This is a genomic window from Shinella sp. OV683 (assembly GCF_057787725.1).
On record NZ_CM173543.1, the window covers coordinates 57,052 to 77,327 of the forward strand.

18 protein-coding genes are annotated in these 20,276 nt (G+C 58.9%); 8 read left to right on the plus strand and 10 right to left on the minus strand.

Annotated elements, in window-relative coordinates:
* The first annotated feature begins 153 nt into the window (after window positions 1-153).
* Entirely contained in the window at window positions 154-1,320 is a 1,167-nt protein-coding gene (locus ACXHRN_RS00260) for a dihydrodipicolinate synthase family protein (protein WP_488639367.1), read from the plus strand.
* A 71-nt stretch (window positions 1,321-1,391) separates the two neighbouring features.
* Window positions 1,392-1,790, plus strand: coding sequence for a RidA family protein (locus ACXHRN_RS00265; RefSeq protein WP_488639368.1), 399 nt, complete (start codon window positions 1,392-1,394; stop codon window positions 1,788-1,790).
* On the opposite strand, the gene ACXHRN_RS00270 is transcribed toward ACXHRN_RS00265, so the two are convergent.
* Window positions 1,787-2,377 carry a TetR/AcrR family transcriptional regulator gene (locus ACXHRN_RS00270; protein WP_488639369.1) on the minus strand — a complete coding sequence of 197 codons (591 nt, stop codon included), beginning with the start codon at window positions 2,375-2,377 and terminating at the stop codon, window positions 1,787-1,789. The genes ACXHRN_RS00265 and ACXHRN_RS00270 overlap by 4 nt on opposite strands.
* A 107-nt stretch (window positions 2,378-2,484) precedes the next feature.
* On the opposite strand from ACXHRN_RS00270, the gene ACXHRN_RS00275 reads away from it, so the two are divergent.
* From ACXHRN_RS00275 to ubiA, 3 genes are all read left to right on the plus strand, one after another.
* Window positions 2,485-3,051: a hydrolase gene (locus ACXHRN_RS00275; protein ID WP_488639370.1), complete on the plus strand. Its 567-nt coding sequence runs from the start codon at window positions 2,485-2,487 to the stop codon at window positions 3,049-3,051.
* Between the two features lie 26 nt (window positions 3,052-3,077).
* Entirely contained in the window at window positions 3,078-4,193 is a 1,116-nt protein-coding gene (locus tag ACXHRN_RS00280; RefSeq protein ID WP_488639371.1) for an AbrB family transcriptional regulator, read from the plus strand.
* 203 nt (window positions 4,194-4,396) lie between these two features.
* The gene (gene ubiA, locus ACXHRN_RS00285) at window positions 4,397-5,311 is read left to right on the plus strand and encodes a 4-hydroxybenzoate octaprenyltransferase (protein WP_488639372.1); all 915 of its coding nucleotides are present in this window, start codon (window positions 4,397-4,399) and stop codon (window positions 5,309-5,311) included.
* 151 nt (window positions 5,312-5,462) lie between these two features.
* Here ubiA and ACXHRN_RS00290 read toward each other — a convergent pair whose 3' ends face one another.
* From ACXHRN_RS00290 to ACXHRN_RS00320, 7 genes are all read right to left on the minus strand, one after another.
* Window positions 5,463-7,496 carry an aldo/keto reductase gene (locus tag ACXHRN_RS00290; RefSeq protein WP_488639373.1) on the minus strand — a complete coding sequence of 678 codons (2,034 nt, stop codon included), beginning with the start codon at window positions 7,494-7,496 and terminating at the stop codon, window positions 5,463-5,465.
* 139 nt (window positions 7,497-7,635) lie between these two features.
* Complete coding sequence (locus ACXHRN_RS00295; RefSeq protein WP_488639374.1) at window positions 7,636-8,724, minus strand: ABC transporter ATP-binding protein; 1,089 nt, start codon at window positions 8,722-8,724, stop codon at window positions 7,636-7,638.
* A 9-nt stretch (window positions 8,725-8,733) separates the two neighbouring features.
* Window positions 8,734-10,983, minus strand: coding sequence for a glycoside hydrolase family 2 protein (locus tag ACXHRN_RS00300; RefSeq protein WP_488639375.1), 2,250 nt, complete (start codon window positions 10,981-10,983; stop codon window positions 8,734-8,736).
* 12 nt (window positions 10,984-10,995) lie between these two features.
* The gene (locus tag ACXHRN_RS00305; RefSeq protein ID WP_488639376.1) at window positions 10,996-11,820 is read right to left on the minus strand and encodes a carbohydrate ABC transporter permease; all 825 of its coding nucleotides are present in this window, start codon (window positions 11,818-11,820) and stop codon (window positions 10,996-10,998) included.
* Window positions 11,817-12,713, minus strand: a complete 897-nt coding sequence (locus ACXHRN_RS00310; protein WP_488639377.1) for a carbohydrate ABC transporter permease — start codon at window positions 12,711-12,713, stop codon at window positions 11,817-11,819. Before ACXHRN_RS00310 ends, ACXHRN_RS00305 begins: the two co-directional genes overlap by 4 nt.
* Before the next feature lie 154 nt (window positions 12,714-12,867).
* Window positions 12,868-14,136 carry an ABC transporter substrate-binding protein gene (locus ACXHRN_RS00315; protein WP_488639378.1) on the minus strand — a complete coding sequence of 423 codons (1,269 nt, stop codon included), beginning with the start codon at window positions 14,134-14,136 and terminating at the stop codon, window positions 12,868-12,870.
* A 127-nt stretch (window positions 14,137-14,263) separates the two neighbouring features.
* On the minus strand, window positions 14,264-15,328 hold the full coding sequence (locus ACXHRN_RS00320) for a LacI family DNA-binding transcriptional regulator (RefSeq protein ID WP_488639379.1): 1,065 nt from the start codon (window positions 15,326-15,328) through the stop codon (window positions 14,264-14,266).
* 285 nt (window positions 15,329-15,613) lie between these two features.
* Here ACXHRN_RS00320 and ACXHRN_RS00325 point away from each other — a divergent pair, with 285 nt between their 5' ends.
* Entirely contained in the window at window positions 15,614-16,963 is a 1,350-nt protein-coding gene (locus tag ACXHRN_RS00325) for an MFS transporter (RefSeq protein ID WP_488639380.1), read from the plus strand.
* 66 nt (window positions 16,964-17,029) lie between these two features.
* Here the strand turns inward: ACXHRN_RS00325 and ACXHRN_RS00330 are convergent, their stop codons facing one another.
* A complete protein-coding gene (locus tag ACXHRN_RS00330; RefSeq protein WP_488639381.1) occupies window positions 17,030-17,461 on the minus strand; it encodes a GNAT family N-acetyltransferase in 432 nt (143 codons plus the stop codon).
* Between the two features lie 38 nt (window positions 17,462-17,499).
* Window positions 17,500-17,904 carry a hypothetical protein gene (locus tag ACXHRN_RS00335; RefSeq protein WP_488639382.1) on the minus strand — a complete coding sequence of 135 codons (405 nt, stop codon included), beginning with the start codon at window positions 17,902-17,904 and terminating at the stop codon, window positions 17,500-17,502.
* A gap of 404 nt (window positions 17,905-18,308) precedes the next feature.
* Here ACXHRN_RS00335 and ACXHRN_RS00340 point away from each other — a divergent pair, with 404 nt between their 5' ends.
* Window positions 18,309-18,602, plus strand: coding sequence for a hypothetical protein (locus ACXHRN_RS00340; protein ID WP_488639383.1), 294 nt, complete (start codon window positions 18,309-18,311; stop codon window positions 18,600-18,602).
* A gap of 319 nt (window positions 18,603-18,921) precedes the next feature.
* Window positions 18,922-20,262: an O-antigen ligase family protein gene (locus tag ACXHRN_RS00345; RefSeq protein WP_488639384.1), complete on the plus strand. Its 1,341-nt coding sequence runs from the start codon at window positions 18,922-18,924 to the stop codon at window positions 20,260-20,262.
* Window positions 20,263-20,276: the final 14 nt, after the last annotated feature.

The window sequence follows — 20,276 nt, forward strand, 5'->3', positions numbered from 1 at the left end:
AATTCTACGAAAATTCTGTATTTACAATGATGTTGATGGCCGTCGCTCTCTGTCGCCGAGACCATACTCACGCAACCAGACAGGCTTCGTCACTTTCTGCTTGAAATTTGGAACGATCTAAATTATTGGCATTCCGGACTTTGGGAGGAACCAATGACCCCTATGCTGAAGCTTCCGAATGCCGCCGGCGCGATCGAGGCCTATCACCTGACCGGAACGCCGATTGCCCGGCCGGCAACGCCGCCGACATTCAATCGCATTGCCTATGCGGCAGCGCATGTGGTTTCCGATCCGTTTCGCGATCTCGATCCGTGGAACCGGCCGGCCGTCGATTGGGACACGACGATGGCGTTCCGGCATCATCTCTGGAGCCTCGGCTTCAAGATCGCCGAAGCGATGGATACGGCACAACGCGGCATGGGGCTCGACTGGGCCGGCGCGCAGGAGCTGATCCGGCGTTCATTGGCAGAGGCGCGCACGGTGCCGGGCGCCGATCTGGCCTGCGGTGCTGGCACCGACCATCTCGATCCAGCCGATGTGAAATCGCTGGATGACGTCATCGCAGCTTACGAAACGCAGGTGGACTTCGTTGAGAAGCACGGTGGACGGGCGATCATGATGGCAAGTCGGGCGCTGGCGCGGGTTGCCAGGTCGCCGGACGACTATGCCAAGGTCTATGGCCGCATTCTCTCGCAGGCCAGGGACAAGGTGGTGTTGCACTGGCTTGGTGACATGTTCGATGCACAGCTCGCCGGCTATTGGGGCAGCCGCGATTTCGCGGTTGCGCTGGACTGCGTGATCCGGATCATCACGGAAAACCAGGAGAAGGTCGAAGGCATCAAGATCTCGTTGCTCGACAATTCGAAAGAGGTCGAATTGCGCAATCGCCTGCCGGACGGCGTGCTCTGCTTCACCGGCGATGATTTCAATTATGCCGAGCTGATCGAGGGCGACGGCAATCGGTACAGCCATGCGCTGCTAGGCATCTTCGATGCGGTGGCGCCGTCTGCCTCCAAGGCGCTGGCATCGTTGGCCGCGGGTGATGTCGCGACCTTTCGTTCGGTCATCGAGCCGACCGTGCCGCTCTCGCGCAAGATTTTCGAGGCGCCGACGCAATATTACAAGGCCGGCGTGGTATTCTTGGCCTGGCTCAACGGCCACCAGAGCCATTTCAGCCTGCCCGCAGGCATGCAGTCTGCGCGCGGTATCTGCCACTACGCCGATATTTTCCGCCTGGCGGATCAGGCAGATGTGCTGGACAAGCCGGAACTGGCGGTCGCGCGCATGAAGAATTTCTGTGGTGTGTTCGGGATCGACTGAGCCGTCATCCCCGGCTTGATTTTATGGCTGGCTCGGCTACTCCTCGACAAACCTCTTTCGGGGATGCCAGCATGACGCGATACATAAAGGTTCCGGCCGCCGCACCGTCACCCAGAACGGCGCGTTACTCGCATGCGGTCGAGGCGGGCGGCCTGCTGCATGTCACCGGGCAGTTGCCGATCGATCCGGAAAATCCGTCCGCCGAGCTACCGCCGACGATCGAGGCGCAGGCCGAGCTTGTGTTCCGCAGCCTGATCCTGATTGTCGAGGCTTCGGGCTATGTGCTCGCGGATGCGGCGTTCGTGCGCATCTATCTCGCCGATTTCGACCGCGATTATGTCGGCTTCAATTCGGTCTATCACCGGCATTTTGACGACGACGAAAAGATGCCGGCACGCACCACGGTCGGTGTTGCGCGGCTGGGGCGCGGCGCGCTGGTCGAAGTCGACATGGTGCTGGCGAAGGGTTAGTTCCTGATATAGAGCGCGGCGAGTTTTCTCACTTCGGCGATCCGGCCGGTGGCGTCGTTGCCACCTTCGGTGATGAAGCCCGGCACGGATTTCAGGAGATGCTGGAGAACCGGCGCCATGGCGGTCACCTGCGCTTCGGTCCGTCTCGGGTCCTGTGCCTGCAGCGCCCTCGCAAGGCCCGAACGCATGCCATTGCGCAGGATTGAGCGACGCCCGATCGAATCCTCGCTTTGATCCACCAGCGCGATGGCGACGGATCGATCGTCGACTGTTTCCAGCATCAGGTCGACAAGGTGGTCCGCCAGTTGTTCGGCGGAATAACGGCTGCTTGCGACAACGATCTCTTCCAATCCGCCGAGCAGATGTTCGGCATAGCGCTGGATCAGCGCATCGGCGAGTGATTCCTTGGTGGGGAAGAAACGGTAGAGCGAACCGATGGCGGTGCCGGACCGGGCGGCGATCTCGGTCATCGTCGCAGCGTCGAAGCCCTTCGTGGCAAAGAGGGCGGCGCCAGCATCCATGATCGCGGCGACACGCAGCTTTCCACGTTCTCTTTTCGGTTCGACGGCAACAAGGCTTCTTGACATTTGCGAGGATATCCTCAACTATCCGTTTTGCGAGACTATCCTCACATAACATGACATCGCCATGCCGTCACGTCGGCCGTTGGCGCATTTATTCCCAGAGGTTCCCTATGCTTGATCCCAAGAAGTCAGCGCTTGTGCTCATCGATTTGCAGAGAGGTATCGTCGCCCAGCCAACGCATCCGCGCGGCGGGGAGGTTGTCGTGGCGGCCAGCAAGGCAGTGGCGGAGCGGTTCCGCGCGGCGGGCGCGACAGTCATCCTTGTCAACGTCAATTTCGGGCCCGGAGATGCCTTGCGGCCCGCACAGCAAGTCGACCAGCCCATGGCGCTGCCCGCCGGTGGCCTGCCGCCTGAATGGAGCCAGTTGGTTGATGGCCTTGCCGCCGACAGCGATATACGCGTCACCAAGCATCAATGGGGAGCGTTTCATGGCACCGGCCTCGACATGCAGCTTCGCCGGCGCGGCATCGACACGATCGTGCTGGGTGGTATCTCGACCAATGCCGGTGTCGAATCCACCGCAAGGCAAGCCTGGGAACACGGCTATTCGCTACTTCTGGCCGAAGATCTCTGCGCCAGCAGCATATCCGAGGCGATGCACAAAATGACGATCGAGACCATCTTTCCGCGCATTTCACGTGTGGTGAAATCTGCCGATATCGCATTTCAGGGATAGGACGACGATCGATCATGGAAGCCGTGATGAAGGCCAGCACCAAAACCACGCGCTGGCTGGTGCTATTGTTCCTTTCCGTTCTCGCCGTCATGGCGCTGACGATGATGCATGTGCCGGCGGCACTGCTGATCGGGCCGATGTTCGTGGCGATCTTTCTCGCCATCAATGACCGCATGGCCAAGGTGCCGGGCGAGATGATGTTCTTGGCACAGGGTGTCATCGGCTGCCTGATGGCCAATTCCATTCCATTGACGCTGCTTGCCGAAATCGGCCGGTCGTGGCCGGTCTTCCTTGCAGGCGTGTTCTCAGTCATCGCGGCTTCGGTGCTGTTCGGCTGGCTGCTGGCGCGGTTGCAGATCCTGCCCGGCTCGACGGCGATCTGGGGCTCCGTGCCGGGTGCGGCCTCGGCCATGACCATCATGTCGGAGAGCTACGGTGCCGATGTGCGGCTGGTGGCGCTGATGCAATATACAAGGGTGCTGATGGTAGCGCTGGCGGCGGCCCTGGTGGCCAAGCTCTTCCTTGTCCATTCGAGCGCTGCGCCTGCGCCGGTCGTATGGCTCGCGCCTATCGCTATCGTGCCGTTCATGCAGACGATCCTGTTGATCGCGGTCTGTGCCGGCATCACCCGGATCATCAGGATACCCGCCGGCATGATGCTGCTGCCGCTGGTGATCGGCGCAGGGTTGCAGAATTTCGGCTACATGAAGATCGAACTGCCGCCGCTGCTGCTGGCGGCGAGCTATGCGATCGTCGGCTGGAGCATCGGTCAACGGTATACGCGCGAGATCCTGCTCTACGCCGCCAAGGCTCTGCCGCGCATTCTGCTGTCGATCGCGGCGCTGATCGCCATCTGCGGCTTCTTTGCCTGGTTGCTGATGCTGGCGACCGGCGTGGATGCACTGACCGCCTACCTTGCGACCAGCCCGGGCGGCGCGGATTCCGTCGCGATCATCTCGGCTTCCGCCCACGTCGACATATCCTTCGTCATGGCCATGCAGCTCGCACGGTTCCTGGTCATCCTGTTGATCGGCCCGGCGCTGGCGCGCTTTGTCGTGAAGCTCGCCCGCTTTCCGGTGGCGGACAAGCATCCGCTGCATGCCACGCCAGTTGAGGAGCGCGTGAAGGCGCTGACGGATTAAGCCCAGGCCCTAACCGAAATGTGGAATCCAAGTGTATAGTGGTGCCGAATCCGCTTGCGGCATGGGCGTTCCGTACGTTTTCTTGCCGGAGATATTTTCGCGAGGCATTCTGTGCACTCAACTGCGGCAGAATGCCCATCTTGGCGACGTCGCAAAACTGACGCTTAATCAGGATTATTGCGACAAGGAACCTGGATAACACCATGACGACGTTGAGCCGCCCGGACCTAAGCGATATCCACCGGGGTGACTGGGTGGATCGCCGGTTGCCGGCTTTATGGCGGCCATATACACGGCTGGCGCGGCTGGATCGCCCGGTGGGAATATGGCTGACGCTGTTTCCGTGCTGGGCGGCGCTTGTCCAGGTATCGCACGGTCTCCCGGACCTCCGGCAACTGGCTGTCTTCTCCCTCGGCGCCTTGCTGATGAGAAGTGCCGGTTCCACGGTTAACGACATTGCAGATCGGAGGTTTGACGGCCACGTGGAGCGGACCCGCCTTCGGCCCTTGGCCAGCGGACAGATCGGCACGCTACAAGCCTTGGTGTTTCTGGCCGTTCAGCTCGCACTTGCGGCTTCGCTTCTGCTCTTCCTGAGCTCCTACACGCGATTGGTCGCGATGTGTGTTCTGCCGCTCGTATTCATCTACCCGCTCTGCAAGCGCTTCACCTACTGGCCCCAAGCGGTCCTGGGGGCGGCATTCAATTGGGGCATGCTCATGGCTTGGGCCGAGGTTGCAGGACATATCCCGGCTGGCGCTGTGCTTATGTGGGCCGGTGCTATCGCATGGCAGATCGGCTACGATACGGTCTATGCCTATGTCGATGTGAAAGATGACACCCGCCTTGGCCTGAAATCGACGGCAGTCCTGTTCGGCCAGCACGGTAAGACCTGCATTGGCTTCTTCTACATCTTGACGGTCGGAGCGTGGTCGCTTGGGGGCTGGCTGTTGGGAATGTCGCTGCCCTACGCCATAGGAATGCTGGTGATCGCTGCGCACCTTGCCTGGCAAACCTGGCGGATCGACCTCGCCCGTCCCGAGGTGAATTTCCGCTTGTTCCTGGCGAACATTTTGACCGGGGCGCTGCTGGCCTGCACGGTATTCATCGGAACATGGTGAGCTGTTAGCTCGATCAAGCCGCAAAATTCCTAGATTTCATGACAAAATCTGGGTCGCTAAAGGTTTCAGGGGAATTTCTGTCGCAAAGTTTGAAGTTATGCGATCGAGTTTTGCGACAGAAAGTATTCCACATTTCAGTTAGGGCCGGCGACTAAGCCGCCTTCTTCTTTCCGCCCTTGCCGCTCTCCAGCCATACCACCTGTTCCGGCGTGAGCTTGAGATTGAGCGCCGAGAGGCTGTCCTCAAGTTCCGTCAGGTTGCGAGGCCCGATCAGCGGGATCACCGGGAAGGGCTGGGCGAGCACATAGGCGAGCGCGATATGGATCGGATGCCTGCCAAGCTTTTTCGCCAGTTCGATCGCCCGGTCGCGGCGTTCGAAGTTCTTGTCGGAATACCAGACGCGAACGATTTCCTCGTCGTCCAGCTTGTCGCGACCGGCACGGTCGGTGAAGAAGCCGCGGCCCTGGCTCGACCAGGCGAAATTTGGAATCTGGTTGTTGGTCAGCCACTGCTTCCAGCCGTCGTCGGAGGCTGAAACGCAGCCGTCCCAGATCGGGTCCAGCATTTCGGCAAGCGCGAAGTTGTTGGAGAGGGCGGCGGGTGCCGTCTTGCCGTTCTCAGCGGCATAGGCGATGGCTTCGTCCATGCGCTCGCGCGTCCAGTTGGAGCCACCGAAGATGCCGCGGATGCGGCCGGCCTTGACCTCGGCATCCATGGCATCGACGAATTCGCCGACAGGGATTTCCTCGTTGTCGCGGTGCATGAAGTAGACATCGACATAGTCGGTCTTCAGGCGTTCGAGCGATTCTTCCAGCTGCTTGGCGATGCGGTCGGGATAGCAGAGCGGCGAATGCGCGCCCTTGCCGATGACGATGATGTCTTCACGCGGCACGCTGCGGCTCGTATGCCAGTCGCCGAAGATGGCTTCGGTCATGCCGCGGTTATAGATATAGGCGGTGTCGAAGATATTGCCCCCGGCCTCGTAGAAGGCATCCATGGTTAGCGACGCGGCTGCGAAATTGGGGAAGAACTCGAAGCCCAGCGCGGCAACGGAACCCTGCTTTGCAAGACCGGGAATGTCGCGACGCGGAAGGCTGTTGCCCACCTTGACCTTGCTGCCCGCTATGTTCAGCACCCGGCTTTCGGCTTTCTCGACGCCGTATTCTAGGCCGATGGCCGCGCGCCATTGGTCGAGAACGCGCAGGTTGCCGAGCGAATCCGACTGGCTCATGCCCGGAGATGCGAATTCCTTTTTGCCAGCGCGGATGGCGCGGCCGGCGGCGTCGACTTCGAAAGAATAGAGCCAGCCCTTTTCCTTGACCTCAATGGTTTTCTTGGAGCCATCGGGTTTGACGATCTTGATCTTGCCCGTGCCACCTTTGTGCCCGGATGCGAACCAGAAATCCTTGACCTCGATGCGGCCATCCGAGCCGATGATGCGTAGCGTGTTGTCCTGGTTCGCCATGATCGAGCAGGAGACTTCGGCGATGATGGAGTTGGGGAATTTCAGGATAGCCGAGGCCCATTCGTCGACGCCGGTCTCGCCGAGATGGCCGATGCCGTGGACGGTTTCAGGTTCGAGATAGGGGAGGCCCTCGACCGCACCGGCGATCAACCGCGCCATCGAAACCGGGTAGCCGCCGACATCGAGGATGCCGCCGCCAGCCGTCTCCTGCGCAAACAGCCGGTGCTCCGGGTTCACTGTGCCCATGTTGAAGCCGAAGCTCGAACGGATGATACGAACCTTGCCGATCGCCCCGCTCTGTACGAGCTTGACGAGCTTCGCTGTCTGCGGATGCAGGCGGTACATGAAGGCTTCGCCGGCAAAAACATTGGCCTTGCGCGCCTCGTGATAGACGGCGGCTGCATCATAGGCAGACAGCGCGATCGGTTTTTCGACCAGCACATGCTTGCCGGCGCGGATGGCCTTGATCGCCCATTCGGCGTGCGATGTGTGCGGGGTGGAAATGTAGATGGCATCGATCTCCGGATCCGTGAGCAGCGCATCATAGCCATCGAGGATGCGGGCGCCGGGAAACTGCTCGGCCAGACCCGACTTTCCGGGATTGCGGCTGGCAATGGCGGCAAGCACGCCTGTTTTAGAGTGGGCAACGCCGTCGGCAAATGTGCGGGCGATGGTACCGGGGCCAATAATGCCCCAACGAATCTTGCTGTCTCTAGACATGGGCTTTTCTCCTGCCGAGCATGATTTCAGAGCTACGAATACCGGCTCCAGGAATCGAGCTCGATTCGTGGAGTGAAGTGGACGGGTCCAGTGTTTTGCAGAACCTCTGGCGTCGTTTCCGGCGCTCCGGTCCTGGAGGTCAGCGCAGGCGGTGGCCCGCGCCGTCGAAAAGGAAGGACGTGGCGGCGGAAATTCCGACCGTCAGCTTATCCTTGCTCGTTGCCGAACGGGATTCCTCCCGCTCGACAGTGATGCGTTCGCCCGAACCGACATGGGCATAGATGAAACTGGTGTTGCCGAGATGCTCGGCCACATCGACGTCGATAACGAGGTTGGTGTCGCCTTCATTTTCGCCGAGGAAATGTTCCGGGCGAACGCCGAGCGAGACCTTGGCTCCGACCGCGACGGAAGGCGCTGATATGGGAAGCGTCAGGCGAGCAGCAGGCTGGCTGGCGAGCGTCAGCGTTACGCGACCGGCTTCGACCTCGACGACGTCGGCCGGCAGGAAGTTCATCTTCGGCGAACCGATGAAGCCGGCGACGAAGGTGTTGGCCGGATCGTCATAGAGATCGAGCGGCGCGCCGACCTGCTCGACCACGCCTGCCCGCAACACGACGATCTTGTCGGCGAGGGTCATCGCCTCGACCTGGTCGTGCGTGACGTAGATGATGGTCGTCTTGAGTTCCTTGTGCAGCTTGGCGATCTCGACGCGCATGTGGACGCGCAGTTCGGCATCGAGATTAGAAAGCGGCTCGTCGAACAGGAAGACATCCGGGTTGCGGACGATCGCCCGGCCGATGGCGACGCGTTGCCGCTGGCCACCGGAAAGCGCCTTCGGCTTGCGATCCATCAACGGACCAAGTTCGAGGATGGCGGCGGCATCATTGACACGCTTGTCTATCTCTGCCTTCGCCATGCCGGCAAAGCGGAGTGCAAAGCCCATGTTCTCCCGCACCGTCATGTGCGGGTAGAGCGCATAGGACTGGAAGACCATGGCGATGCCGCGCTTGGAAGGGTCGACGTCGTTCATCTCGACGCCGCCGATCTTCAGCGTGCCCGAGGTAATGTCCTCAAGGCCGGCGATCATCCGCAGCAGCGTGGACTTGCCGCAGCCAGAAGGCCCGACAAACACCACGAACTCTCCCGACCTGATATCGAGATTGACGCCCTTGATGATCTCGAGGGCACCGAAGGTCTTGCGTATTCCAGTGAGCGTGACGTCAGCCATGTCAACCCCTTATCCGCTCACGGAGAATGTGACGATCTGTTCCGCAAACAGGCCGCAATTGGCTTTGAGGGTGATCGTGCCCGCCGTTTCGCCAGCCTCCAGCCAGAAGCCGGTGACGCCGCCCTTGAAGCTCTGCAGCGACGGTCCGATGATGCGGCCGGGGCCTTCGACGGTGAAGCTGATTGGCTCTTCATAGAACGGCAGGACGTTGCCGCACTGGTCGAGCGCGCGGACGATGACGCGAACGGCGTCGTTTTCAGCAGCGCGCAGATCGGTGGCATCGGGGGCGATTTGAAGCGTGGTGGGGATCGGGTCGCCCGGCAGCTCGACGGTCTTGACAAGCTCGCCGTTGACGTAGCCTCGGAAGATGCCTTGCTTCCAGACGAAGCCCCAAGTGCCGAACTCTTCCGGCGTGACATTGCGCTGGTCGAGCACGACGGGTGGATGGGGAAGATGCGGATAGGTCTCGCGGTCGGGATAGTAACGCTTGACCGGCCGATCGCCGAACTGGGTTTCGATATAGTCGCAGTTGGTGAGAATGATCAGCGGCAGCACTCCGCCGATATTGCGTTCGCCGCGCGCCCAGTATGTGACCGGCATCAGCACGGCACCGGTCGATGGATCGCCCTGCGAAGTGTAGGCATAGGCGGCGAATTTCGGTTCGCGGAAGGTGTCGAGCACGCCGTGATAGCAGACGCGGTCGCCCGAGCCGAAATCCTTGTGGGTGTTGTAGTCGAACATGCACCAGCCGGTGGAGCCGGAGATGTTCTCGTCGCCGGCGGCTGCATCCAGCACCAGCAAGTGGCGCGTGACATGCTCGGCCTGACGCTGCTCCTGGTCGAAGCGCTTGGTTGGATACATGTGGCCGTTATATTCGGTGATCATGTAGGGGATCGGACGGGTGATGCCCGTCGTCTCGACGCGGTCGCGCAGTACGACGCGTCCACGGTTGTTGCCCGGCTGCTCCTCCATGCCGAGGATGAAGTCATTCATCGTGTAGACGTCTTCGAGCAGTTCGGAATTGGTGATGAAGCGGACGCCGCCGGTCTGGCGCGTCGAGTCCAGTTCACGGGCAAGGCGATTGGTCTCGACGTAGAAGTCGTGATTGTCCTGGCTCTCGTTGATGCGCACGCCCCAGATGATGATCGACGGATGATTCCAGTCGCGCTCGATCATGCGGCGGACGTTCTCGATCGATTCCTGCTGCCATTCCTTGCCGCCGATATGCTGCCAGCCGGGGATTTCCTCGAAAACCAGCAGGCCGATCTCGTCGCAGCGCTCGATGAAGCTTTTGGCCTGCGGATAGTGCGAGGTGCGGACGATGTTGCAACGCAGATCATACTTCATGATATCAGCGTCTTTTTGCTGGGCGCGCTTGCCCATCGCATAGCCCGAATAGGGGAACGCTTGATGCCGGTTCAGGCCGCGCAGCTTCAGGAGTTTGCCGTTCAGCAGAAAGCCGGTCGGGGTGTATTCAGCGGTACGGAAGCCGAAGCGACTGGACACGGCGTCCTTGCCGGCCAAGGTTTCGATCTCGGCGGTCAGCGTATAGAGCACGGGATTGTCGATGTCCCAGAGCGACAGGCCTGAGAGATCGGCGAGCGTGACCAGCGTCTTCTCGCCGGCAATGGCGGCCGATGCCGTGGCAAGTGTTGTGCCCGCCTTGTCTGATATGCTGACCTTGATCAGACCGGACAGCGCCAGCGCCTGATGGTTGGCGAGATCGACGCGGACGGCGACCTGCTTCTTGTCGGCCAGCGCATCGGGCGTTTCAATCTTGACGTTCTTGATGGCGACCGGGCTCGTGACCTTCAGCCACACATCGCGATAGATGCCGGCATAGGTGAGGTAGTCGATCATGCCGCCGAATGGCGGGATTTCGGGGTTTTCCGAACCGTCGATCTTGACGGTCAGCAGGTTGTCGCCGTGTTTCAGATGCGGGGTGAGGTGGGCCTCGAACGGTGTATAGCCGTCCTTGTGGGCGATAACCTTTTCGCCGTTCAGATAGACTTCGCTGTCGGCTATTGCCCCGTCGAAAACAACGGAGACTTCACGGCCCTCGAAGCCGGCGTCCCATGCAATGATCTTCTGGTAGGTGAACGGCTTCTGGTAGCTGGTTTCATCGAAGTAATTGTAGGGCAGCTCAACAGCCGTGTGCGGCAGGCGTACGGTCTCGCCCTTCAGCAGCTGTCGTGTCGAGGCGACCTCGAAACCGTCACTGAAAACCCAGTTGGCGTTGAAATTCTCGTATCTGCGCATTGGTATGTATTCCTATTTTACCGAGCCAAGCATGCCCTGGACGAATTGGCGCTGCATGACGAAGAAGACGAAAAGCGTTGGGAGGGTGGCGAGGGTGGCGCCGATCGCTACCACACCGAAATCCGGATAGTAGGCCGAGGCGAGGGACGAGACGACGAGCGTGATGGTCTTCGTTTCATTCGACTGCAAGACGATCAGCGGCCAGAGATAATTGTTCCAGTTGGTCATGAAGATGATGACGAATGCCGCCGCATAGGTCGAGCGCATCACCGGCACGTAGATATAGAGGAAGATCTGCCATTCCTTGAGGCCGTCGACCTTGGCCGCATCGCGCAACTCGGTCGGGAAGGCTTTGGTGGCCTGGCGGAAATAGAAGATGATGAAGGCGGACGCGATGGTCGGCAGCAGGATGGCGACGTGGGTGTTGATCAGGCCGCTCTTGGCCATCATCATGAATAGCGGGATCATCAGTGCCGCAAAAGGCACCATCAGCGTCAAAAGTACGATCGAATAGATCCGGTCGCGCATTTTGGATCGAAACATTTCGAAGCCGTAACCGGCCAGCGACGAGACGACGATGGTCGCCACGGTTGCCAGGATCGCGACCTTTGCCGAGTTCCAGAACACCAGCGGCACATCTACCAGCGTGAAGAAATTGCTGACATTGGTCAACAAGGCGGCTCCGAAGGTCGACTTGCCCTTGATGATGTCTATCGACTTGTTGGTCGCGCTGATGCCCATCCAGATGAAGGGGAAGATCGACAGGAACGCAGCAATGCTGAGCACGCCATACAGGATCGCCGGCGCAATGAGGCGGGTGGCACGGGCGGAGATCATTTGCGTTCCCTCACGGCATAGAATTGCAGGAACGAGAGCACCGCCACCATGACGACGATCACATAGGAGATCGTTGCCGCATAGCCGAAGCTCGGCATGTAACGGAAGGTCAGATTGTAGATATAGAGCGACAGTGTCAGCGTCGAATCCGCCGGGCTGCCACGGCCCTCGGTCAGGTTATAGACTTCGTCGAACAACTGGATCGTGCCGATGGTCGAAATGATCGTCGTGAACAGGATTACCGGCTTCAGCATCGGGATGGTGATGTAGAGGAAACGGGCCCAGGATGGCACACCGTCGATCCGCGCGGCTTCATAGATCGACTTGTCGATGTTCTGCAGCGCTGCGAGATAAAAGATCATGTTGTAGCCCGTCCAGCGCCAGGTAATGGCCAGGATGACCAGCACCTTGGCCCAGAACGTGTCCGTGAGCCAGCCGATGGGCGATGAGATGATGCCGACGGCGTGAAGCGCCGAGTTGACGACGCCGTCCACCGCAAACATGCTCTTGAACAGCACGGAATACACAACGAGGGAGGCCACGCAGGGCAGGAAGATCGCCGTACGAAAGAAGCCTGCGAATTTCAGCTTGTCGCTATTGAGCATCGACGCGAGAATCAGCGCCAGCAGGATCATGATCGGCACCTGGACCACGAAGAAAGTGGTGGTGTTGATCAGCGCCTTCAGGAAGACGGGGTCGCCCGAAAGGCGGGTGATGTTGGCGAAGCCGCCGAACTTTATCATCATGCCCTTGCCGGTGTAAAACGACAGGAACAGCGAGCGGAAGATCGGGTAGACGAGGAAGATCGAAATCAGCAGCAGTGCGGGGGCGATGAAAAGCCAGCCGTTGACATCGTAATAGCGTTTCAATCCGCCTGTTTTCGCAGCTGCCATGGATTGGATCGTCCTACAGTTCGGGTGATCGATCATTTTAGGTCAATGCCCGTCATGGGCAATCGACATTGCCTCCGCCGAGCTACGTCACGATGACCGTAACTCCCGGGAAGGGGATGGGCGGCAAGCCGCCCATCCTGTCATGTGATATTCGTTACTGAATCTGGCCTTCGGCCTGGCTCTGGATGGCCTTGAGCACCTCATCGACCGACGTACCCTTGGCGAGCGACGGCAGATTGGCAGTCACGGCCGTGTCGACTTCGTTAGTGAAGATGCCGTAGTTCACAGGTGGCACCTTGGCGAGCCAATCGGAGAAGTTCTGCCAGACCGGTTCACCACCGAAGAACGCATCCTTTTCGGAATAGGCCGGGCCGGAGCGGGCTGCAAGAAGCGAGCCGACGGCGCCCTGGTTGACCAGGATCTGCTGGTAGAAGTCCTTGTCCTTGGCATAGACTTCATTGAGGAAGTCGATCGCCTCGTCCTTTTCCTTCGAGCTCTCGATCACATACCAGCTCGAGCCGCCGAGGTTGGAAGCATGGCCCGCGCCTTCGATGCCAAGGCTCGGGATCGGGGCGACGCCCCACTTGCCGGACTGATCGGCCTGCGCCTTGACGGTGCCTGTGATCCAGACGCCGGTGGTTACGGCAGCAACGTCACCTGACGTAAAGGCGCCGACCCATTCGGTCCAGCCTGCAGCAGGCTTGTAGATCCCGGCCTGGAGGATCTTCTGTTCGGTTTCGAGGGCGGCTTTCAAGGCGGCGTTGCCGGTGATGTTGAGGTTGCCCTCATTGTCGAAATACCACTGGCCGCCCGACTGCATGAGAATGCGGATGAAGCCGGCGTCATTGACGTCGAGGCCCATCATCTTCTTGCCGGTCTTGGCTTCGACAGCCTTGCCGATCTCGATGAAGCGATCCCAGGTGATGTTCTGCATGTCGGCAGGCTTGAAGCCGGCCTGTTCGAGGTAATCCTTGCGGTAGTAAAGGCCGGTGACGCCGGAGTCGAACGGCATGCCGTAGACCTTGTTGTCGACGGTCATCAGCTGCACCTTGTAGGGCGCGAAGCCGGAATAATCGACCTTGCCGGAGAGTTCGGCGAACGAGCCCGGGAACGACTGAAGATATTTCTGTGCGCCGTAGTCCTCGATCAGGACGATATCGGGAAGCGCATCGGTGGTGCCGGACGACAGTGCCGTCTGCAGCTTCTGCTCGACGTCAGTTTTGGCGAAGTCGACGATGTTGAGTGTCGTGCCGGGATGCGTCTTGGTGTAGCGCGCGCCGGCTTCCTTCATGATCGCGACGTTGAAGTTCGGGTCCCAGCACCAAACGGTGATTTCGCCTGCGAAAGCGGCGGTCGCGGTGAAAAGGCTCGCGCTTGCCAGTGCAATAGCCGCAAAACGCTTCAGAATTCCTGAATTTTCCATTGTGTCCTCCCTCTGAGTCCTTGGTGAAGACAGGCTCCACCCTGTCTTGGCTCGGGAGTATTTCCGAAAAGTTTCACGAGAGCAACAGAAAATTTAGTAAATATTTATTGCGAGTGCGAAGAACGGCTCAGGATTGCTGCGTTTGCACGGGCTTGCGGCAGCTTTCGCGCCATATCATTTCGGTCGCGATAATGACGTTCTTGGTATATTCGCGCCCCGAAAGTCGTTCCAGCAGCAGGTCGACGGCTGTCTCACCGATGTGCTCGCCATGAATTTTTACCGTCGAAAGTGGTGGGTTCAGGAACTGCGCGACCGGAATGTCGTTGTAGGACACCACGGCGATATCATCGGGAACCTTGAGGCCCGCCTCGCTGATGGCGCGGTAGGTGCCGATCGCCATATTGTCGTTGGCGGTGACGATGATGTCAGGCAATTTCTTGAGAGACACCAGTTCCTTGGCGAGCATATAGCCGGTTTCGAGCCGCAAGTTCTGGCCGGAATCGCAGCTTTCGCCCAGCGCCAGTAATTCCGGTTCGAACTGTCCACGTTGCTTGTGCCAGTCTATATAAGCCTTGCAGCGCTTTTCGCCGAAACGTTGTGTCTCGCCGTTGATATGCTCATAGCTGCCGATGAAGCCGATGCGCCTGTAACCCATGGCATCAAGGTGATTGAGGATCTTGAGCGTCGCCACGCCCATATCGCTATGGACGCTGTCGAGCGTGTCCGAGCGCGGGTCGAAGTCGGCAAACACAACGTGGCGGCAGTGCTGATCAAGCCAGGCGATCTCGTTGTCGGAATGCTTGCCGATGACGATCACCCCCGATACGCTCTGCAACAACTGCGGGTCCGGCAGGGTGTCCGAGTGGAACACCTTGACGATGTCGGTCTTCAGGTCCCGGCAGCGATTTTCGATGCCAAGCCGAACGCCGATATAGTAGGGGTCGGCGAGTTCATCGGACGGCTCGAGGAAATGTACGATTGCCAACCGCGACAGTGGTGTCGACGAGGCTTGGCCATTGCCGTTGGTCTTGTTGCGGTTGCGCGGCGTCGCATAGTTCAGCGCCTCGGCGGTCTCGATGATCGCCTGGCGTTTGGCCGCCGAAATCGACAGGGCAGGATCATAATTCAGGACACGCGAAACCGTTGCGGACGAGACGCCGACAGCCTTGGCGATTTCCTTGATTGTGACCATTGCTCTACGTGCCCGGCTGCTTCACCGCTCTAAATTGACATATTTCAGCTGAAGCCGGAAGGGAGATTAGTAAATATTTACCGGGAAGTCCAAACAAAGCTGTCGCTTCTCTATGCCAGCCAACAGCGGACAAGTCGAGCCATCGCCGCAGGAATCTCGATCGTGGGTGATTTTCGGAACGGATTGTTTCCATAAAATCGTACTATATCGTGCTAATATGATCTTTCCCTTGGGGCCTTCCGGGTGTACGGACCCCGCAAAACAAGAAAATCCGGAGTTACACCCATGTCTTCCTATGCCAGTTCGGCGCAGGCCGGCGTTCCGGCGAATTCGCGTGCGCGCGTTCTCCTCGCCAGCCTGGTCGGCACCACGATCGAATTTTACGACTTCTACGTTTATGCTACAGCCGCGGTGCTGGTCTTCCCGCATCTCTTCTTCCCCAAGGGCAATGAAACGACGGCGTTGCTTGCCTCCTTTGCCGTGTTCGGCGCGGCTATGGTGGCTCGTCCGCTTGGCGCAGTTTTCTTCGGCCATCTCGGCGACCGTCTCGGCCGCAAGGTGACGCTGGTCAGCGCGTTGCTGACCATGGGCATTGCCACATTCCTGATCGGCGTTCTGCCGACCTATCCGTCCGTCGGCTGGTTTGCGCCGCTGATGCTGGTGGTGCTGCGTCTTGCTCAGGGCTTTGCGCTCGGCGGCGAGTGGAGCGGTGCGGCACTGGTCGCCACAGAAAATGCGCCGAAAGGCAAGCGTGCGGTGTTCGGCACCTTCCCGCAGCTCGGGGCGCCGATCGGCTTCATTATCGCCAATGGCCTTTTCCTGATCATCGCGGCGCTAATGCCGTCGACCGATCCGTCGCGGCCTTCGGATGCTTTCCTCGATTGGGGTTGGCGCATTCCGTTCCTGTTTTCGGCCGTGATGGTTATCGTCGGCCTCTGGGTTCGCCTGAATCTGGTCGAAAGCGCGGCTTTCAAGAAGACGGTGAGGACCGGGCAGGTCCAGAAGCTTCCCGTGGCTGCCGTGTTTAAGACGCATTGGAAGCAATTGCTGCTCGGCACGTTTTATATGCTGGCGACCTATGTGCTGTTTTACCTGATGACGACGTTCTCGCTGAGCTACGGCCGTGCGGCAGTGGATGCGCCGGTCGCCGGCCTCGGCTATGACTATCGCAGCTTTGTGCTGATGATGATCGTCGGCGTGGTATTCTTCGGCATCTTCACCTATCTGTCCGGCCCCTGGGCCGACAAGTGGGGCCGCCGCAAGACGCTGATCATCGTCACGCTGGGCATCATCCTCTTTGGCCTGAGCTGGGTGCCGTTGCTATCGCTCGGCGAGGTTGGCGTCATGGCCTGGCTGATCATCGGCTTTTCGCTGATGGGCATGACCTTTGGGCCGATGGGTGCGCTGCTGCCGGAGTTGTTCCCGTCGAATGTGCGCTACACCGGTTCGGGCATTTCCTACAACGTCTCGTCGATCCTGGGCGCCGCCGTGGCTCCCTTTATCGCAGTTGCGCTCTGGACCGCCGGTGGCGGCAGCCCGTTCTGGGTGGGTGTCTATCTGTCTGCCATGGCAGTGCTGACGCTGATCGCGCTGCTGCTCGGCGAGGAAACCAAGAACGTCGATATCGACGCCTGATCGGTTTCAAAGACAGGCAATTCAAAGGCCGCCGGATGTATTCCGGCGGCCTTTTCATCTTGTCGCTCAATAGTTCTTCATCGCCAGATGCGGAATCCCGGCGTCCATGAATTCCTGGCCATAGGCCTTGTATCCGAGCTTTTCATAGAGCGAGACCTTGTCAGTCTGGGCGGTGAGATAAAAGCGCCCGTTGGCGGCATCGCCATAATCATCCATCGCTTTCAACATCATGGCCTTGGCAATGCCCTTGCCGCGAAATGGTTGGCCCACGGCGACACGGCCGATCTTGTAATGCTCGGGGCGCTTGACGAGGCGAAGCGCACCGCAGACATCGCCATTCAGGATCGCGACCATATGGATTGCCGTAAGGTCTTCCTCGTCGTTCTCCAGTTCCGGCGGCACGCGCTGTTCGATGACGAACACCTCGCGCCGCAGACTGAAGGCGAGGTTGCCCAGTGCGCTGAACACCGGTACGGTGAGAATGGTGAGATCGGACATGACGGCTCCTTTGTCAGGAAAGCGCCGTCCTAGACCCGTCAGGCCCGGATATCAAGAACGCGGTTGCGGTGCTTGGGGTGGGTCGAATAGACGAAGACCTTGTCGAGATCCTTCTCGCTCATCAGGCTGAGAAAGCGGATTTCGGCGATGTTGTTGGCGAACACTTTCATCAGAATAGCACCCGTGCGGGAAATGCGCGCGTCCGGAACATCGAGATAGAATTGCTTTGGCAGCGTGAATTCTGTGTTGATGCCGATGACGGCGCCGCTGCGGGAAATCTTCAGCAGGTCGCAACGCCGGGCGGCAAGATGCATGACGCCCTTTTCGGTGAACTCGATGCGCGCCGCGTTCATCGTGTCTTCCATGGGAAACCGCTTCTCGCGGTCGTACATGAAGGACTCTTCCTTGTTCAGATAATTCCGCTTACCGGCCTGGGCTTCCATCGCTGCGTCCCCACTCAAATGCAGGTGCAGCCTAGGTGAAGAGTTTTAAAAATCGCTTGAGAATCTCATTATGACACACAGTTTCGGATCGTTTTTTCGAGTGCTATGCTTCGATGCGTTTCACACGGGATCGGACCAGCGATAGGAGCTGGCGGCAGTGTTCGCTCTTTCGACGATCATGAATTCCTCCATGGGCTGAAACGGCGTATAGTGTGGCAGCATTTCTATATCGGATAGACGTTTTTGGCTTGCGACGTGGCAGATTCAGCTGCTTTGGCCATAAAATGTGTCACAAACCTCTAACTATCTGAGAGTTGATCTGATACGAGAACCTCAAAGCAACGGTGGCCCAGTTGAAGCTTTCGCTTCTTGGCCCGCCCATTTCATTGATTCAAGGACACGATATGACCACGTTCACACTCACCCCGACGCAAATCCGTGGGCTCAAGCTCGCCAAGGATGGTGCGTTGTTTCCCCAGGCTGCGAAAAAGTGGACGCATCAGAACGCCGAGATCACTTATGCAAAGAGCGACCGCTTCAAGGAACGCCCGCAGAAGATCAAGTTCATGACCACGACAACCCTTGACGAATTGCGGGAACTCGGGCTGCTGGAGCGGAGCCATCTTGATGATCAGGTGGAAAAAGATGCCCACGAGATCACCATGGCCGGCAAGATCTGGCTGTTGAGAAACAAGTGATCGCAAGAGGTGGTGGTAGCACGAGCGCCCGCCTGACCCCTTGATCTATTGTCTGCGGGCCCCTCCCGCCTGTGCGGGTCTCTTCATTCTGATAGATAATCAGTCATCCATCCGGAGGTTTGCTCTGCCGGCCTTGCGTAGCTGCGCGCGAAAATAAACCTCCGGGATTCCGCACTGCACAAAAGTGCTAGGCAAAATTGGCCTGTTTGTCTAAAAAGAGCTGGTATCGTAAGCTATGAGCGGATCATGGCGAGACGAGCGCACCCCTTTGCCCGGCGACCGTTTGGACCGCGCCGAGAACGCATACGAGGATTGTAGCATGAGAGCGACGCGCAGCAGAAAATTGCTCGATTTTTCGTTACGCGAATACATCCTGATCCTCATCGTGACGTTTCCTGTGATCGGAACGATGTTTCCGTTTGACTCGTATCTGAGCGGCGGCCTCGGCGGTGTTGCGGGCATCGTCGCCAAAAGTCCCCTCAACACGACGGTAATTCTGTCGATTATCCTCGCTTACATCATGTGGCTCTATTCACGAGATGTTCCCAAGACAATGCAGGCATTGCGGGCGAATTGGCTGCTGTTTGCGTTTATCTTCTGGTCATTTTTGACATCGCGCTGGGCGGCGGATGCCGGAGTTTCCTTCAACAGGACCGGGCGAATTCTGGTTTTTACGCTTTACGCGATTTATGTGGTGAACTTTGTTCCCTTCGATCGGGCGTTGCGCGTGCTGGCGGCATGCCTGACGATATCTTGCCTGACCTCATTGTTTCTTATCGCAGCGCTTCCGTCGCTTTCCCACACGACAGACTTCCGCGGCGCCTGGCGAGGCGCGATGCTGCATAAAAACAGTTTGGGATCGATGGCGGCCATGACGTTTCTGGTGGCTATCTCCCTCTATCGCCTTCGGTTGGCGTCGGCATATTACGTGGGCGCCTTGATACTGATGTCGGCGATGTTGCTGATGCTTGCAAATTCGGCCACGGCATTGCTGTCCGTCTGCGCAATTACAGGACTGCTTTTCTATCTCACAAACGTCGTAAACCGCGCGCCATCGCCATTCACAATGTTGTTTTTCACAGCCTTCGTGGGTCTGGGGCTTGGATACCTGATTCTAGAAAGCGACATCATTTTCACACTGCTTGCGCGAGACGCAGGTTTGACGGGGCGGGATGATGTTTGGTTGCTGGCACATTACCTCATCGACCGGAAACCTTTCTGGGGCTGGGGCATGGCGGCATGGAGTGCTCCGGATTTTCAGGACTTCGTGTTGCATGAGGTGAAATGGCAAGCGCCTCACGCCCATAATGCGTGGCTGGATTTTCGCCTGCAGCTCGGTCTGCCGGGATTGGTGATCGCTATCGCCATCTGGATTGTCATGACGTTTCACATTTTATACGCGGTGGCCAAGCGGCGGCTTCCAGAAATGGCATTGCCGATCGGAATTTTTCTGGCCCAAAGCTTTCGTTCCTACACCGAAACCATTGTCGTCGACCCCGCGCTCAATGACATGTTCTGGGTAGCGTTTGCGTATGCGTCGCTGGCGGCGCTTCCGGCTATGGAGCGAGCGCGTAGACGCACCAGCGCGCCTACAAGGCCGTTCGCCGCAGTTCGGGTGCCGCGCTCGGCAAGTCCGGGCGAAAGTACCTCAATGCGTTAACGGACAAGGCATTC

Excerpts from the sequence above, each read along its gene's own strand:
- ACXHRN_RS00305 (WP_488639376.1), bottom strand. The coding sequence starts at position 11,820 with ATGATCTCCGCCCGTGCCACCCGCCTCATTGCGCCGGCGATCCTGTAT.
- ACXHRN_RS00290 (WP_488639373.1), bottom strand. The coding sequence starts at position 7,496 with ATGTCTAGAGACAGCAAGATTCGTTGGGGCATTATTGGCCCCGGTACC.
- ACXHRN_RS00260 (WP_488639367.1), top strand. The coding sequence starts at position 154 with ATGACCCCTATGCTGAAGCTTCCGAATGCCGCCGGCGCGATCGAGGCC.
- ACXHRN_RS00340 (WP_488639383.1), top strand. The coding sequence starts at position 18,309 with ATGACCACGTTCACACTCACCCCGACGCAAATCCGTGGGCTCAAGCTC.
- ACXHRN_RS00315 (WP_488639378.1), bottom strand. The coding sequence starts at position 14,136 with ATGGAAAATTCAGGAATTCTGAAGCGTTTTGCGGCTATTGCACTGGCA.
- ACXHRN_RS00325 (WP_488639380.1), top strand. The coding sequence starts at position 15,614 with ATGTCTTCCTATGCCAGTTCGGCGCAGGCCGGCGTTCCGGCGAATTCG.
- ACXHRN_RS00280 (WP_488639371.1), top strand. The coding sequence starts at position 3,078 with ATGAAGGCCAGCACCAAAACCACGCGCTGGCTGGTGCTATTGTTCCTT.
- ACXHRN_RS00295 (WP_488639374.1), bottom strand. The coding sequence starts at position 8,724 with ATGGCTGACGTCACGCTCACTGGAATACGCAAGACCTTCGGTGCCCTC.
- ubiA (WP_488639372.1), top strand. The coding sequence starts at position 4,397 with ATGACGACGTTGAGCCGCCCGGACCTAAGCGATATCCACCGGGGTGAC.
- ACXHRN_RS00345 (WP_488639384.1), top strand. The coding sequence starts at position 18,922 with ATGAGAGCGACGCGCAGCAGAAAATTGCTCGATTTTTCGTTACGCGAA.
- ACXHRN_RS00310 (WP_488639377.1), bottom strand. The coding sequence starts at position 12,713 with ATGGCAGCTGCGAAAACAGGCGGATTGAAACGCTATTACGATGTCAAC.
- ACXHRN_RS00335 (WP_488639382.1), bottom strand. The coding sequence starts at position 17,904 with ATGGAAGCCCAGGCCGGTAAGCGGAATTATCTGAACAAGGAAGAGTCC.
- ACXHRN_RS00300 (WP_488639375.1), bottom strand. The coding sequence starts at position 10,983 with ATGCGCAGATACGAGAATTTCAACGCCAACTGGGTTTTCAGTGACGGT.
- ACXHRN_RS00270 (WP_488639369.1), bottom strand. The coding sequence starts at position 2,377 with ATGTCAAGAAGCCTTGTTGCCGTCGAACCGAAAAGAGAACGTGGAAAG.
- ACXHRN_RS00330 (WP_488639381.1), bottom strand. The coding sequence starts at position 17,461 with ATGTCCGATCTCACCATTCTCACCGTACCGGTGTTCAGCGCACTGGGC.
- ACXHRN_RS00265 (WP_488639368.1), top strand. The coding sequence starts at position 1,392 with ATGACGCGATACATAAAGGTTCCGGCCGCCGCACCGTCACCCAGAACG.
- ACXHRN_RS00320 (WP_488639379.1), bottom strand. The coding sequence starts at position 15,328 with ATGGTCACAATCAAGGAAATCGCCAAGGCTGTCGGCGTCTCGTCCGCA.
- ACXHRN_RS00275 (WP_488639370.1), top strand. The coding sequence starts at position 2,485 with ATGCTTGATCCCAAGAAGTCAGCGCTTGTGCTCATCGATTTGCAGAGA.